The 15033-nt window shown below is 66.9% G+C and carries 15 protein-coding genes; 10 read left to right on the forward strand and 5 right to left on the reverse strand.

The genetic code is table 11. The annotated features are described in order from the left end of the window. Positions 1-351 precede the first annotated feature (351 nt). A complete protein-coding gene (locus ACP7C5_RS10180; protein WP_426264147.1) occupies positions 352-1821 on the reverse strand; it encodes a sensor histidine kinase in 1470 nt (489 codons plus the stop codon). A gap of 118 nt (positions 1822-1939) precedes the next feature. After that, positions 1940-2599: a response regulator transcription factor gene (locus ACP7C5_RS10185; protein ID WP_322162673.1), complete on the reverse strand. Its 660-nt coding sequence runs from the start codon at positions 2597-2599 to the stop codon at positions 1940-1942. Positions 2600-2721: 122 nt separating this feature from the next. Between ACP7C5_RS10185 and ACP7C5_RS10190 the strand changes: the two genes are divergently transcribed. Further along, positions 2722-3402, forward strand: coding sequence for a hypothetical protein (locus ACP7C5_RS10190; protein WP_426264148.1), 681 nt, complete (start codon positions 2722-2724; stop codon positions 3400-3402). Positions 3403-3574: 172 nt separating this feature from the next. Here ACP7C5_RS10190 and ACP7C5_RS10195 read toward each other — a convergent pair whose 3' ends face one another. Next, on the reverse strand, positions 3575-5686 hold the full coding sequence (locus tag ACP7C5_RS10195; RefSeq protein ID WP_426264149.1) for a putative bifunctional diguanylate cyclase/phosphodiesterase: 2112 nt from the start codon (positions 5684-5686) through the stop codon (positions 3575-3577). A gap of 131 nt (positions 5687-5817) precedes the next feature. Between ACP7C5_RS10195 and ACP7C5_RS10200 the strand changes: the two genes are divergently transcribed. From ACP7C5_RS10200 to ACP7C5_RS10220, 5 genes are all read left to right on the forward strand, one after another. Next, positions 5818-7335, forward strand: a complete 1518-nt coding sequence (locus ACP7C5_RS10200; protein WP_426264150.1) for a fumarate hydratase — start codon at positions 5818-5820, stop codon at positions 7333-7335. 73 nt (positions 7336-7408) lie between these two features. Beyond that, on the forward strand, positions 7409-7678 hold the full coding sequence (locus tag ACP7C5_RS10205) for a CopG family ribbon-helix-helix protein (protein ID WP_426264151.1): 270 nt from the start codon (positions 7409-7411) through the stop codon (positions 7676-7678). A gap of 113 nt (positions 7679-7791) precedes the next feature. Continuing rightward, complete coding sequence (locus ACP7C5_RS10210; protein WP_426264152.1) at positions 7792-8076, forward strand: GIY-YIG nuclease family protein; 285 nt, start codon at positions 7792-7794, stop codon at positions 8074-8076. A gap of 135 nt (positions 8077-8211) precedes the next feature. Next, positions 8212-9126 carry an EamA family transporter gene (locus tag ACP7C5_RS10215; protein WP_426264153.1) on the forward strand — a complete coding sequence of 305 codons (915 nt, stop codon included), beginning with the start codon at positions 8212-8214 and terminating at the stop codon, positions 9124-9126. A 111-nt stretch (positions 9127-9237) separates the two neighbouring features. Next, positions 9238-9693 (forward strand): hypothetical protein, encoded by a 456-nt coding sequence (locus ACP7C5_RS10220; protein WP_240699009.1) that lies wholly within the window; start codon positions 9238-9240, stop codon positions 9691-9693. A gap of 192 nt (positions 9694-9885) precedes the next feature. On the opposite strand, the gene ACP7C5_RS10225 is transcribed toward ACP7C5_RS10220, so the two are convergent. After that, the gene (locus ACP7C5_RS10225; protein WP_426264154.1) at positions 9886-10449 is read right to left on the reverse strand and encodes a DUF3617 domain-containing protein; all 564 of its coding nucleotides are present in this window, start codon (positions 10447-10449) and stop codon (positions 9886-9888) included. A gap of 81 nt (positions 10450-10530) precedes the next feature. On the opposite strand from ACP7C5_RS10225, the gene uvrB reads away from it, so the two are divergent. The 3 genes from uvrB to ACP7C5_RS10240 all read left to right on the forward strand — a co-directional run bounded on the left by uvrB (position 10531) and on the right by ACP7C5_RS10240 (position 13401). Further along, the gene (gene uvrB / locus ACP7C5_RS10230) at positions 10531-12738 is read left to right on the forward strand and encodes an excinuclease ABC subunit UvrB (RefSeq protein WP_354288011.1); all 2208 of its coding nucleotides are present in this window, start codon (positions 10531-10533) and stop codon (positions 12736-12738) included. Positions 12739-12827: 89 nt separating this feature from the next. After that, complete coding sequence (locus ACP7C5_RS10235) at positions 12828-13109, forward strand: type II toxin-antitoxin system RelE/ParE family toxin (protein WP_426264155.1); 282 nt, start codon at positions 12828-12830, stop codon at positions 13107-13109. After that, the gene (locus tag ACP7C5_RS10240) at positions 13081-13401 is read left to right on the forward strand and encodes a HigA family addiction module antitoxin (RefSeq protein WP_426264156.1); all 321 of its coding nucleotides are present in this window, start codon (positions 13081-13083) and stop codon (positions 13399-13401) included. Before ACP7C5_RS10235 ends, ACP7C5_RS10240 begins: the two co-directional genes overlap by 29 nt. Here ACP7C5_RS10240 and ACP7C5_RS10245 read toward each other — a convergent pair. Further along, on the reverse strand, positions 13398-13766 hold the full coding sequence (locus tag ACP7C5_RS10245; RefSeq protein ID WP_133186673.1) for a PRC-barrel domain-containing protein: 369 nt from the start codon (positions 13764-13766) through the stop codon (positions 13398-13400). The two genes, ACP7C5_RS10240 and ACP7C5_RS10245, sit on opposite strands and share 4 nt — an antisense overlap. Before the next feature lie 191 nt (positions 13767-13957). Here ACP7C5_RS10245 and ACP7C5_RS10250 point away from each other — a divergent pair, with 191 nt between their 5' ends. Then, positions 13958-14512, forward strand: a complete 555-nt coding sequence (locus ACP7C5_RS10250; protein WP_426264157.1) for a hypothetical protein — start codon at positions 13958-13960, stop codon at positions 14510-14512. The last annotated feature ends 521 nt before the right edge of the window (positions 14513-15033 follow it).

Raw genomic sequence — 15033 nt, forward strand, 5'->3', positions numbered from 1 at the left:
CTGTTCCCGATCCGTTCGAATCGGGAAGCGAGCTCCCAGCATAGCATTCCGTGGGCAAACGCGAGAACAAAAACAGACCGTCCCGCGCTGCAATCGCAGTCCAGATCATTACCGCAATATAGGGTTGCGGTGTCTGATTCACTAGCTCTTGGGTTCGCCCCCGAACTCAACCCCTACAGATTGTGCCGGATCGCGCGGAGACACAAGACGGTAAATGACAGATTGGGGACTCGGTTCGTCGCTAATCCGCGACGCTTGGCGGATGACCGGGCGAGGCCTCATCACGCGACGCGCGGTCAAAGCTGGCTTCGCTCAAACGCAAGAGACCGAAGCGGGAACGTGACAATATTTTCACGCCTCGGAGAAAAGCGTCGTCGGCAGCGTAACGATCGCATCGAGACCACCGAGCGATGCTGCATCGAGCACCAGCGAGCCCCCATAGAGCGTCGCGAGTTCGTGTGCGATCGACAGGCCGAAGCCGTGGCCATCGCCGCGTTCATCGAGTCGCTGCCCGGCGGTGAGCGCGGCGGCGCGCGCCGCGGGCGCAATGCCCTGGCCGTCATCGGCGATGCTCAGGCGGATGAAGCGCGGGTCGGATGCGGGGGCGGCGTCGATCGTGATTCGCGATGCGGCGAAGCGCCACGCATTGTCGAGCAGATTGCCGATCAACTCGTCGAGATCCTGCCGGTCGACCGCGACGCTGAGCGCGGGATCGATCGTCGCGCTCGCGCTGACGCCGCGATCGGCGTGGATCCGCGACAGCGCGGTGGTCAGGTCGGCGACGACGGGGGCGAGCGGGGTTGCGAAGCGCAAGCCGCTCCCCGGCGTCGCGGCGCGCGCGCGGCCGAGATGGTGGCGCACGGCTTGGTCGATCCGCGCGACCTGCGCGGCAAGTGTGCCGTCGGGATCGTGCTGCGGCAGCGCGAGCGCGAGCGTGGCGAGCGGCGTCTTGAGGCCATGCGCGAGATTGGCGACGTGCGCGCGGGCATTGGCGAGCGCGGTCGCATTTTCGTCGAGCAGCGCGTTGATCTCGCGCGCGAGCGGGGCGAGTTCGGTCGGCTGGTCCTCGTGCAGCGCGCGCGCGGTTCCGGCGCGGATCGCGGCGAGGCCGGTGCGCATCGTCTTCAAGGGGCGCAGGCCGATGCGGAGCTGGATCAGCGTCGCCGCCGCCAGCGCGACGCCGAGCAGCAGCAGCGAGCCGAGCAGCGGTGCCATCGCGGCGCGGAGCGGGCGGTCGACGATCGCGCGCGGGGCGGAGGCGGTGATCCGCACCGCGCCCGCCGGGGTGGCGAGCGTCAGGCTGCGCGCATGGCGCATGCCGTCCTCGCCATGCCAGTCGAGCGCTTGGGTGCCGTCGCGGTCGCGCGGGCCGTCGCCGTGTGCGCGTCGGCCATCGGGCGGGGGCGGCGGGCCGATCAGCGCTGACGCGACGGATGACGGAGCGGAAGGCGCTGGCGGGGAAAGCGGCGGCCAAGCGGGCGGCGGTGCGCGCCGCGGGCCGCCCGCTTGCAGCGCGGCGAGGGCGGGCGCGGCGGGCGAGGTGATCGTGCGGCCCGGCGCATCGATCCGCCAGCCCCAGCCGCCTTGCGGATCGTCATAGGGCGCGGCGAGGACGAGCCGCGCATGGTCGATGCTGCCGTCGGGGCGGACGGCTTGCTCGAGCACCGCGATCTGCGCGTCGAGCCGGTCGTCCAGCCCGTGCATCACGAAGCGATCGAGCACCGCGCCGATCGTCACCGCGGCAAAGGCGAGCGCGGCGAGCGTCGCGACGAGCGCGGTGACGAGCAGGCGACCGTAGAGCGAGCGGGGGAGGAGGGTCATGTCAGCCCTTTCGTCACCCCGGCCTTGTGCCGGGGCCCACCGTCCAACACCGGCTGCCGCGCGAGGGGCGAAGTGGACCCCGGCACAAGGCCGGGGTGACGGAAGAGGGCGGGGCCGCTCACCCCTCCACCACGCGATAGCCGCGTCCGCGGACGGTCTCGATCGCCTCGGCGCCGATCTTCTTGCGCAGCCGCCCGATGATCACTTCGAGCGAGTTCGAATCGGGATCCGAATCGCCTTCATAGACATGGTCGAGCAAATACAGCCGCTCGACCACGACGCCCTTGCGCAGCATCAGCGCCGAGAGCACGCGCCATTCGAGCGCGGTGAGCCGCAGCGGGAGACCGTCTAGCTCGACCTGCCCAGTCAGCGAATCGAAGGCGACACGGCCGCACACGATCCGCGCGGCGGCATTGCCCGTCGCGCGGCGGACCAGCGCGCGCAGCCGCATGACGAGTTCCTCGACGCGGAACGGCTTGGTCAGATAGTCGTCGGCGCCGGCGCGGAAGCCCGCGACCTTTTCCGACCAGCCGTCGCGCGCGGTGAGGATCAGTACGGGGAGCACGCGGCCCGCGGCGCGCCATTCCTCGAGCACGGTGATCCCCGATTTGATCGGCAGGCCAAGATCGAGCACCGCCGCGTCATAGCCGCCGGTATCGCCGAGATGCGCGCCGTCCTCGCCATTGGTGGCGACGTCGACCGCGAAATGCTCGGCGCGCAACGCCTTGGCGATTCCCTCGGCGAGCGCCGTGTCGTCCTCGACCAATAAGATCCGCATATCCTCAGTCCTTTGCACCGCGCGCTAGGCGGACTGCTTAAACCGAGACTGAACCGACAAGTTCAGCGCGGTGTCGGAACGCACCGGTAGAAAGCGGGCATCAACCACGCAGGAGTGCAATGATGACCGACCAAATCGAAGGCCCCCGGGCCCCTCACGATACCGTGGCGGACGACCGCCCGCGCCGCAAGCTGCCCGTCCGCACCGCGATCGTGGGCGCGGCGCTGCTCGCGCTCGGCATCGGCGGCGGCGCGACGATCGCACAGATGACCGGCCCTTCGGTCGAGATGGCGCCGCTTAAGGCGGTGGCGATCCGCTCGCTGACCGACAATGGCAGCGTGATCAGCGTGCGCGGCCGCGTTGCCGAAACCTATGGCCCGATGTTCGTGCTGACCGATGGCAGCGGGCGTGCGCTGGTCGATCTCGGGCGGCAGGGCGATGGCACCGGCCTCGTCAGCGCCGGGCAGGCGGTGACCGTCCAGGGCCATTATCGCCGCGGGATGATCCACGCTTCGTTCCTGGTGAGCGCCGACGGCAAGGTCGTCGCGCTGCGGCCGATGGGCCCGCCGCATCATGGTCCGGGTGGGTCTGGTGGTCCGGGCGGCCCCGATGGGCCCGATGGTCCGCGACACGGTCCGCGTGGACCCGGCGCCGGTCCCGATGGCGGCCCCGGCGCGAACGACGCGCCGCCACCACCGCCGCCGCCTACGATGGGCACGACTGCTCCGGCCGCCCCGGTGTTTCCGGCCGCCGTTCCAGCAGCGCCGGTAGCGCCGGCAGCAACCGGGAACTCCGCACGGTAAGGGGCCAACGGCTCCCCTCCCTGGAAGGGGGGGCTGGGGGTGGGTCGGCCCGTCGTCGGACGGACCGTTCCCACTGAGAGCAACCCACCCCTCGATCCCCTCCGTTCCAGGGAGGGGAGGCGAAGGATGAGCGTCGCTCGCACCCGGCGGCGGCGCTCGGCAGGGGTGGCTCTTATCCCGCCTTGCGCACCGGAGCGGTGGTGGCCGCCGCGAGGCGCTCGAGGTTGAAGCTCTCTGCAAAGGCGAGGCCGGCCTTGCCATCGGCTGCCCAGCGCAGCGTGGCGGGGAACATCTGGTCCTCGAGCAGTTCGATCAACACTTCGAACTCGCCTGCTCCGGCCTCGACATCGATCCCGTCGATCATCGCGCCCGTCGTCGAGAGGTTGCGGATCCGCACCTCGCCGACAATGTCGCCCGCCTGGATCCGCGCAGTCCGCAGCATCGCGGTGCGTGGGCTCCGGCTGACGCGGAAGCCGTTGGCGATCGCGCGGCCGCCGCCCGCCGCGAGCTGCTCGAGCACATCGGGCGCGCGCGCCGGCTTGCCATAGACATAGCCCTGGATGTGGCTGCAGCCGAGCTCGCGGATCAGCGCGATCTCGTCGTGATTCTCGACGCCCTCGGCGGTCGTCTCCATCCCCAGCGTCTCGGCGAGGCTGACGATCGCCTTGATGATCGCGGCGTTGCGGTTGCCCGCGATCGCCGCGCCGCGCACGAAGCTCTGGTCGATCTTGATCTTGTCGAACGGCGCCTTCTTCAAATAGCCGAGCGACGAATAGCCCGTTCCGAAATCATCGAGCGCGAGCCGCACGCCGCAGCCCTTGAGCGTCCTGAACATCTGCTCGGTCGCGGCGTTTTCGTTGACGAACACGCCCTCGGTGATCTCGAGCTCGAGCCGATCGGGCGCGATCCCTGATTTGGCGAGCGCCGAGGTGATGACCGTCGGCAGCGCTGGATTGGCGAACTGGATCGGCGAGACGTTGACCGCGACGCGCACGTCCTTCGGCCAACACGCCGCATCGAGACACGCGGTGCGCAACACCCATTCGCCGATCGATTCGATCAGCCCGCAATCCTCGGCGACGGGGACGAAGTCGGCCGGGCTGATCAGCCCGCGCGTCGGATGCTGCCAGCGCAGCAGCGCCTCATAGCCGACGATCCGCTCGGTCTTCGTGCTGACGACGGGCTGATAGGCGACGAAGAACTGGTTGGCGGCAAGCGCGTCGCGCAGATCGTCCTCGAGCTGCTTGCGGCTCTGCGCGCCGGCGAGCATTTCCGGGCGGAAGAAGCGGTGGATGCCGCGCCCGTCGCCCTTGGCGGCATAGAGCGCGAGATCGGCGTTGCGCACCAGCGTCTCGGCGTCATGCCCGTCCTCGGGCGCGATCGCGACGCCGATCGAGCAGCCGATGCTGATCGCCGAGCCCTCGATCGTATAGGGTTGCGACAGGTCGAAGATCACGCGCCGCGCGAGATCGCCGAGCCGCGTGCGATCGGTCTCGTTGGGCAGGATCACCTGGAATTCGTCGCCGCCCAGGCGTCCGACCAGCCCGTTGCCGCCGATCGCGCGCTGCAAGCGCTGCGCCACCTGCTTGAGCAGCGCGTCGCCGGTGTGGTGGCCGAGCGTGTCGTTGACGGCCTTGAAGCGATCGAGATCGAGCAGGAGCAGCGCGCTGGTGCGCGGCGCGACGCTGCTCGCGCTCAGCGTCTGTTCGAGCGACAGCCGCAGCCGCTGGCGGTTGGCGAGGCCGGTGAGCCCGTCGAACAATGCGAGCCGCGTGATCTCGGCATCGGCGCGGCGCGTCTCGGTGAGATCGCTCCCGCTGCCGACAAAGCCGAGGAACGCGCCCGCCGAGTCGGCGATCGGCCGCCCCGAGATCGACCACCAGCGCTCGAGCTTGGCGCGGCTCGCGGGGCGGACCGAGTAGTTCGAAAAGGCGGTGCGTGCGGCGAGGTGGAAGCCGAGCGTGCGCTCGGTCTCGGGCGAGGCGCTGTCCATGCGGAACAGCGTCGGCAGCGGCTGGCCGAGCGCGGGCGCATCCGGCGCGTCGAGTTCGGCGGCGACCTTGGCCGAGAGATAGCTGAGGCAGCCCTCTACGTCGGTACGCCAGAACCAGCCGTTCGAATGTCCTTCGAATTCATCGACCAGCAGCCGCGCGAGGCGATCGTGCGAGTCGCGTTCGGGGCAAATCGTAACGCTGCGCCGACGGGCCCAGAGGACACCGGCCGCAACACCGCTAAGCCCCAGAGCGAGGGCCAGAATCAGGAGAAGAAGCGGCGAAATGGGCATCGTCGCCGCTATAGCGGGCGATCCTTTCCAAAATCCTTGTGCCCTAGACAATCTTCGCAAGAACCGCGTGCGGCGGATGGCTTGGCGCGCGGCGGACATGGCTTTAAGGCCCGGCCCATAGGAGTAGCCCCATGACGACCATCATCCGCGAAGCCGATCTGATCGAAAGCGTCGCCGACGCGCTGCAATTCATCTCCTTCTATCATCCGATGGATTATATCCGCGCGCTGGGCGAAGCGTATGACGCCGAGCAGGGGCCGGCGGCGAAGGACGCGATCGCGCAGATCCTGACCAATTCGCGGATGTGCGCCGAGGGGCATCGCCCGATCTGCCAGGATACCGGCATCGTCAACGTCTTCATCAAATGGGGCATGGACTGCCGCTTCGACGATACCAGCCGCTCGCTGCAGGAGATCGTCGATCAGGGCGTGCGGCTTGCCTATCTCAACCCCGAGAACAAGCTGCGCGCCTCGGTGCTGGCGGATCCCGCCTTCACGCGGCGCAACACCAAGGACAATACGCCGTGCGTGCTGCATGTCGACATGGTGCCGGGGGCGCGCGTTTCGGTCGATGTCGCGGCGAAGGGCGGCGGCAGCGAGAACAAGTCGAAGTTCAAGATGATGAACCCGTCCGATTCGATCGTCGACTGGGTGCTCGAGATGCTGCCGCAGATGGGCGCCGGGTGGTGCCCGCCGGGGATGCTCGGCATCGGCATCGGCGGCACTGCCGAGCATTGCGTGCTGCTGGCGAAGCAGGCGCTGATGGAGCCGATCGACATGGGGCCTTTGAAGGCACGCGGGCCGAAGACCGACATCGAGGCGCTGCGGATCGAGATCTTCGACAAGGTCAATGCGCTCGGCATCGGCGCGCAGGGGCTCGGCGGGCTGTCGACGATCCTCGACGTCAAGATCATGGACGCGCCGTGCCATGCCGCGGGCAAGCCCGTCGCGATGATCCCCAATTGCGCGGCGACGCGGCACGCGCATTTCGTGCTCGACGGATCGGGGCCGAGCTTCCTCGAGGCGCCCAAGCTGGATGAGTGGCCCAAGGTCGACTGGCAGCCCGACAGCGCAGCGATCCGCGTCGATCTCGATGCGCTGACTCCCGAGATGGTGCAGGGCTGGAAGCAGGGCGACCGGCTTTTGCTCAACGGCAAGATGCTGACCGGGCGTGACGCCGCGCACAAGCGGATCAAGGACATGCTCGATGCGGGCGAGCCGCTGCCGGTCGAGTTCAAGGGCCGCGTGATCTATTATGTCGGGCCGGTCGATCCGGTCGGTGACGAAGTGGTGGGACCAGCGGGTCCGACGACGGCAACGCGGATGGACAAGTTCACGCGGATGATGCTCGACCAGGGGCTGCTCGCGATGGTCGGCAAGGCCGAGCGCGGGCCCGATGCGACCAAGGCGATCGCCGAGGGCAAGTCGGCTTATCTTATGGCGGTCGGCGGGGCGGCGTATCTCGTCGCGCGCGCGATCAAGGGATCGAAGGTGGTCGGGTTCGCGGATCTTGGGATGGAGGCGATCTACGAGTTCGAGGTCGAGGATTTCCCGGTGACGGTGGCGGTCGATTCGACTGGGGCGAACGTGCACCAGTTGGCGCCGCTGGTGTGGAAGGAGAAGATCGCACGTGAGGGGTTGCTGGTGTGAGGGGCCGATTGTCGGGCAACTCCCGATCCGCTATTAATACCAGGTAGTACCTCCGACTACCGAGGTGGATACCATGCCGACATCGCTCAAGATCGATCCTGAAATGAAAAGCCGGATCCAGGCGCTGGCGCAGCAACGCGACCGCTCGGCGCACTGGATCATGCGCGAGGCGATCCGCGAATATGTCGATCGCGAAGAGGCGCGCGAAGGCTTCCGGCAAGAGGCGTCGGATGCCTGGATGGCGTATCAGGAAACCGGACGGCATCTCACGGCTGCGGAAACGATCGGCTGGCTCGAAAGCTGGGGGTCGGAGACTGAGCGCGAGGGGTTGCGGATTTCCTGACCGTCGCCCCGGCGAAGGCCGGGGCCGCTCCGTTGTGGGGGTGTGACGGGAGATCTAGGTACCGCTACATCTTCCAGCGGCCCCGGCCTTCGCCGGGGCGACGGGGGTGGGGGATGAGCGGTTACACGTACATCATGACCAATACGGCGTTCGGCGTGTTGTACGTTGGCGTAACCTCCGACATTGCGCGCATTCTTGCGCATCGCGAGGGGCGCGGGTCAGCGTTCGCGCGGAAGTGGGGGTGCACCCGGCTCGTCTATATCGAGCAGCACGAGCGGATCGAGGACGCCATCGTTCGCGAGAAGCGCTTGAAAGACTGGAACCGCGTGTGGAAATGCCGCCTCATCGCCGAGGCCAATCCGAACTGGGACGACCTATGGGATACGATCAATAGCTAGCCCCCATCGTCGCCCCGGTGCAAGCCGAAGCCGCTGGGTTGCTTTGCGAGGCGGCTGCCCGGAATGCAGCGGCCCCGGCCTGCGCCGGGGCGACGGCTTAGGCAAAGGCGGCGAGCTTCGTTGGGGTGATAGGTCATGATGCCCCTCTGGCTCCCCGCCGCGCTGATCGGCGGGGCGTTGCAGGCGTGGCGGACGGCGGTGCAGCGGCGGGTGTCGCGCACGCTTTCGGTCAACGCTGCCGGATTGGTGCGCTATCTCTACGGCCTCCCGGTCGCGGTGTTGCTCGTCGTCGGGTATCAATACCTTGTGGCACCGGCGCCGTTTCCGACGCTCGGCGCGTGGTTTCTGCCCTTCTGCCTCGGCGGCGGGATCGCGCAGATCATCGCGACCAATTTGCTGCTGATGGCGTTCGGCGAGCGCAATTTCGTCGTCGGGACCGCCTATTCGAAGACCGAGGCGGTGCAGAGCGCCTTGCTGTCGGTGTTGCTGCTCGGCGATCATCTGAGCCTCTCGACCTGGACCGGCATCGGCTTTGGCGTGGCGGGCGTCATGGTGCTGTCGACGGGCGGCAAGCGGATGGGGCCGCTCGCCTTCCTGCGCGCGCTCGGGCAGCCGGCGGCGCGGTACGGGATTGCTTCGGGCTTCGCCTTTGCGTTGACGACGATCGGCATCCGCGCCGCGACCCAGGAAGTGCACACGCCCGATCACATCCGCGCCGCGCTGATCGTGCTGGCGGTGACGGTGGCGGTGCAGACGGTGCTGCAGGGCACCTACGTCTATCTGCGCGAGCGCGACCAGGTTGCGCGCGTTTTCTCCGAGTGGCGCGTTGCGGGGCAAGTCGGGCTGATGTCGTCGGTCGCCTCGGCGTGCTGGTTCACCGGGTTCGCCTCGGCGCCGGTCGCTTTGGTGCGGATCGTCGGTCAGGTCGAGGTCGCCTTCACGATGGCGTTTGCGCATTTCTATCTTGGCGAGAAGACCAGCCCGGGCGAGGTTGCCGGGCTTGTGTTGGTCGCGATCGGCGTCGTGCTGGCCTTGGTCGGCAGCCTGTGACGCGGGCGTGCGCACTGCTGGACCTCGCCCGAAGTGTAGGTACGGCTGCGTAACGAGATCTGCTTGGGGGCGGCGCGGGAGAGTGCTAAGCGGCACGCGGAGGGATCCGACGTGGCGACATCGATGGTACCGGCGGGATATGAAGCATCACTCGATCGCGCGGGGCTCGCGCTCGGTGCGGGGGGCGTTGTCGGGGGGCTGTTCGCCGCGGGGTTGGTGACGATCGGCAGCGGGTTCGATCCGTTTCCGATGCTGATCGGGTTCCTCGTCGGCGCGGTGATCACCGCGATGGCGGCGGTCGCGATCGGCGGGCCGGTTTGGCTCGCGTGCCACGCGCTTGGGCGGCGCGGACCCGTGAGCGCGGTGAGCGTCGGGGCGCTGGCGGGCTTCGCGCTGTTTCTTGGCGGGCAGACCTATGGGTTCGGGATTTTCGCGATGCCGCAGGAAGACACGCCGACGCTGCTCTATCGCTGGATGAGCGCCATCGCGACGAGCCTGGTGCTGGCACTGGTGTCCGCGCTGATCGGCTGGACGATGTGGCGCGTGGCGTATCGGCGGGCGGGGTAGGTGGTAGCGGTGGGCGTGCGCCCATAAACCCCAAACCGTCACCCCGACCTTGTGCCGGGCGCCACCGTGCCGCTTATCCCGCCGCCGCAGACTTTGCGGCACGGTGGACCCCGGGACGAGCCCGGGGTGACGCAGTGGGGTGATCGCGGCGCGGGCTCATGCCTTCACCGGGATGCTTCCCGCCCCGCGTGCTTACGGCTTCGCCGCCGGAGCGACCGGTGCCGGCCCTGCCGCCGGCGCTTCGGGCGGAGTGATGTCGCCGGGCTTGCAGTCGCCGGCGCGGGTCGAGACGATCCGCATCTGCATCGTGCCTTCCTTCGCGCCGCCGACGGCATAGCCCTCGGTCTGCATCGTCATGTCCTGCTTGGTCGCGCTGTTGCTGCCGTCGATCGTCATCTTGACGGTGCCGCCGGTCGGCTGCTTGCAGGTCGCGGCGACGTGGATCGTGCCGCCCGACACGTCCTTCTTGCCAAAGGTGCAGTTCTGGCCGCGCGACGCCATCTGCTCCATCGCCTTGCCGAAATCTTCCTTGGCGGCGGCGGTGGGGGTTAGGCAGACCGATGTGCCCGCCATCGAATCGAACATCTTCTGCATCTGCGTCTTGGTTTCGGGCGTCGCGCCGCGACCCTCGAGCTTCAGGATCTCGATCTTCTGCGACCAGCTGCCGGCCTGGCGCTTGACCGGACCCGAGGGCGAACAGGCGACGAGCGCGAGGGTAGGCAAAGCGAGCAGCGTGGCCAGCGTGCGGAACGACATTGAAGAATCTCCCCGGGAGTGCGCGCGCCGGCGGTCGGCGTGCGTTGTCTGTTGGCGTGTTCCTTCCCATATTGCGCAGCTATGGCAATCCAGATTCGCACCAGCCTCGACGAGCCCGAAACCGGGCAGAGCTTCGTCCCGCATCGCCCGGCGCGTCCGCCCAAGGCCGAAGGCGGCAAGCGCTTCACGCTTGCCTCCGAATATACCGCAGCGGGCGACCAGCCGACCGCGATCGCCGAACTCGTCGCGCAGACGCAGGCCGGCGAGCGCGACCAAGTGCTGCTCGGTGTGACCGGATCGGGCAAGACCTTCACGATGGCCAAGGTTATCGAGGCGGTGCAGCGCCCCGCGCTGATTCTCGCGCCGAACAAGATCCTGGCGGCGCAGCTGTACGGGGAAATGAAGTCGTTTTTCCCCGACAATGCCGTCGAATATTTCGTATCCTATTACGATTATTATCAGCCCGAGGCGTATGTCGCGCGCTCGGACACCTACATCGAGAAGGAGTCGTCGACCAACGAGGCGATCGACCGGATGCGGCATTCGGCCACCCGCTCGCTGTTGGAGCGCGACGATGTGATCATCGTGGCGTCGGTGTCGTGCCTGTACGGTATCGGCTCGGTCGAGACCTATTCGGCGATGATCTTCGACCTCAAGAAGGGGCAGACGGTCGACCAGCGCGAGATCGTGCGCAAGCTCGTGGCGTTGCAGTACAAGCGCAACGACGCGGCTTTCCAGCGCGGCAATTTCCGCGTGCGCGGCGACAATCTCGAGCTGTTCCCGTCGCATTACGACGACACCGCGTGGCGCATCTCGTTCTTTGGCGACGAGATCGAGGAGATCGTCGAGTTCGATCCGCTGACGGGGAAGAAGATCGCGAGCCTCAATTCGGTGCGCGTCTATGCCAACTCGCACTATGTGACGCCGGGGCCGACGCTCAAGCAGGCGATGGAGGCGATCAAGTTCGAACTGTCCGAGCGGCTCAAGGAACTGGTGCCGGAGGGTAAGCTGCTCGAGGCGCAGCGGTTGGAGCAGCGGACGAACTTCGACCTCGAGATGATCGCGGCGACGGGTAGCTGCGCGGGGATCGAGAATTATTCGCGCTTCCTTACCGGCCGGATGCCGGGCGAGCCGCCACCCACTTTGTTCGAATATCTGCCCGAGAATGCGCTGCTGTTCGTCGACGAGAGCCATGTCACCGTCGGCCAGATCAACGGCATGTCGCGCGGCGATCACCGCCGCAAGCTGACGCTCGCCGAATATGGTTTCCGCCTGCCGTCGGCGATCGACAACCGGCCCTTGCGCTTCAACGAATGGGACGCGATGCGGCCGCAGACGACCTATGTCTCGGCGACGCCGGGGGCGTGGGAGATGGAGCAGACCGGCGGGGTGTTCGCCGAGCAGGTCATCCGCCCGACCGGGCTGATCGACCCGCCGATCGAGATCAAGCCGGTCGAGGAGCAGGTCCAGGACCTGATCGTCGAGGCGCGCAAGACCGCCGAGCTTGGCTATCGCACGCTGGTGACGACGCTGACCAAGCGGATGGCGGAGGATCTCACCGAGTTCATGCACGAGGCGGGCCTGCGCGTCCGCTACATGCACAGCGACGTCGAGACTTTGGAGCGTATCGAGCTGATCCGCGACCTTCGGCTCGGCGTGTACGACGTGCTGATCGGCATCAACCTGCTGCGCGAGGGGCTCGACATTCCCGAATGTGGGCTGGTCGCGATCCTCGATGCCGACAAGGAAGGCTTCCTGCGGTCGGAGACGTCGCTGATCCAGACGATCGGCCGCGCGGCGCGCAACGTCGACGGGCGCGTGATCCTTTATGCCGATCGCATCACCGGCTCGATGGAGCGGGCGATGAACGAGACCGGGCGACGCCGCGAGAAGCAGCTGGCGTACAATGCCGAGCATGGCATCACCCCGACGACGATCCGCCGCAACATCGGCGACATCATCCAGGACGTCGCTAGCCGTGACCAGGTGACGGTCGAGATCGACGAGGACCGGCCGCACATGGTCGGGCATAACCTGCGCGCGTATATCGAGGATCTGGAAAAGCAGATGCGGACGGCCGCGGCGGATCTCGAGTTCGAGACGGCTGGTCGCTTGCGCGACGAGATCCGGCAGTTGGAGCAGGAAGAACTCGGGCTGCCGGTCGACCAGCAGAAGGCACCGGTGATGGGGCGCTCGAACGAGGGCAAGCCGGGGACGCGCAAGACACGCTATGGCAAGAGCCAGAAGATCCGGGCGGGGATGGCGGGGAGTTCGCGGCGGGCGCGGTAATTTGGCGCCTACTTTCAGAGTGCTCGTTGTGCACTGGCTTCGGAAGCATGGTAAATTGTGCCTATGCTCGAAACGCCAAGGCCGCCCCGATGATCCGCACCTTCTCTGATCACGAAACCGAGCTTGTGTGGAACAGAGAGCGTAGCCGAAAGCTACCGCCCGACATCCAGCAACGCGCGACGCGTAAGCTTACGGTCTTGGATGCGGCTCAGTCACTCGACGAGCTTGGAAATCAGCGTGGGAACCGGCTCCATGCGCTGAAGGATGATCGGGCGGGCCATCACAGCATTTCAATTAACGACCAATGGCGTATATGTTTCGTCTGGAAGGACGGAGACGCATATGACGTCGAAATTGCAGACTATCACTAATCCGGATTGGCTGGACAATGAGCATGCTGGCCAGATGTTAGTCAGCGAATTTCTCGAACCCGAAAAGCTAAGCGTAGAGCGGCTTGCTGACGGTATCGGGGTCGCGCCCGATCGCATCACCGAGGTCATCGAAGGCATTCGTCCGGTCGACGCCGATCTCGATCTGCGCCTTGGCCGCTATTTCGGTATGTCAGAAGGCTTTTTTCTGCGCCTTCAGGACCGGTACGAAATCGTCGAAGCCAAGCGCGCCCTGAACGGCGCGCTCGACCGCATCGTGCCGCGCGCCGCTTAACCCAGCGACAGATCCTCGCCCGCGACATCATAATATTTCGAGACTCGATCGGCATAGGCCTGGTCGAACTCCGGCGCATTCGCTGCCCAGCTCGGGCCGCCCTCGAGCACGCGGCGGTCGATCGTCACGACATAGGTGTCGTTGACCGGATCGAACGCGAGCAGCGAGAAGGGGATCGGGTAATAGGCCTTGCCCATGCCGAGAAAGCCGCCGATCGACAGCACCGCATAGACCGCGCGGCCGGTGCGCTTGTTGACCATTAGCGAGAACAACGTGCCGATCTTGTCGCCGTCGCGACTGCGGATCGGCATCGTGTCGGCTTTGTTCGACTGGAGCAGCAATTGGGTCGGTTCGGTCTGGGCCATGGATCTCTTCCTTCGTGTCGCGAGCGTAACGGCGCGTGGGCCATTGCGGTTCCCTGGGACATCAACGATCGCACCCCCGGGGCTGGTTCCCGCGGATAAGCGCGTTTGGTGAGCGCCAGTCGACACGGATTCGGGGTGGAGCGCGGGCGGCAGCGGTTGAGCGAGGCGATCGCTTCGCGCATACACCTGCCATGTCCCTGACTCCCGCCCGCTTCGCCCCGCCACGCCTTGCTGTCGTCGCCACGCTCTTGGTCCTTGCCGGTTGCGTCGGAAATCCCGCACCGCCGCGTGCCGTTGCCCCGACGGTTGCGGCGCCGCGCCCGGTTCCGGTGGCGCCGCCCCCCGCGCCGCTCACCGCCGACTGGCGCGATTGGCCGGTGACGCCGGGCGACTGGACGTACCGCGTCGACACACGCGGATCGATCGCGCTGTTCGGGGTGCCCGGCGCCGACGCGTTGCTGACGCTGCGCTGCGACCGCCAGACCAATACGGTGTATCTCTCGCGCCAGGGGCAGGCGCGCGGCCCGCTGACGCTGCGGACGTCGACCCTGGCGCGCAGCGTGACGGTCCAGCCGACCGGCGCCGCGCCGGCCTATGTCGCGACCGCGCTGACGCCGCGCGACGGGATCCTCGATGCGATGGCGTTCAGCCGCGGGCGGTTCCTGGTCGAGCAGGCCGGGATGCCGACGCTGGTCGTTCCCGCCTGGGCCGAAGTCGGCCGCGTGACCGAGGATTGCCGCCGCTGATCGGGATGCCGCGCGGTACGATAAACCGACTTTAGGCAGGCCGAAGAGAATCGTCGAAACAGGCCCATAATACAAGACTTGTTTCGTCTAAAAATATGATTCAAACCTGAGTCGTGACCAGGCCTGGTCACGCTGTTTTAACTGGCGAAAGGAGGTGATCCGATGTCTCATGGTTCAGCAATGGGGTCGGTTCAGTTCGTTCGGAGGACGCACCGCTAGGCCTTTGAGGCTAGTCCTGCGACGAAGGGGCGGGGGGTATTCTCCCCCAGTCAACGCCACCGATCGTCGAGGCTTTGCGGTACGCATGGTCCTCCAAGCTGGAGCTTCCGGCCGCTGACCATGTCAGGAGGTTGCCGATGTCCTCGAAAAGGGCATCGGCAGCCTCTTTTCATGTCCGGGGTCGGGGGCGGGCGGGCTTCGCGATTGTGCTCTTGCCAGTGACGATCTGCTTGTCGCCGATGCGGCGATGACCCATGATCGCGCGATGGCGCGGGTCTGGCTGCGTCGCTCGACCGGAGACC

Origin of the sequence: Sphingomonas sp. PWP1-2, assembly GCF_049898305.1 — a bacterium.
Classification (GTDB): Bacteria; Pseudomonadota; Alphaproteobacteria; order Sphingomonadales; family Sphingomonadaceae; genus Sphingomonas; species Sphingomonas glacialis.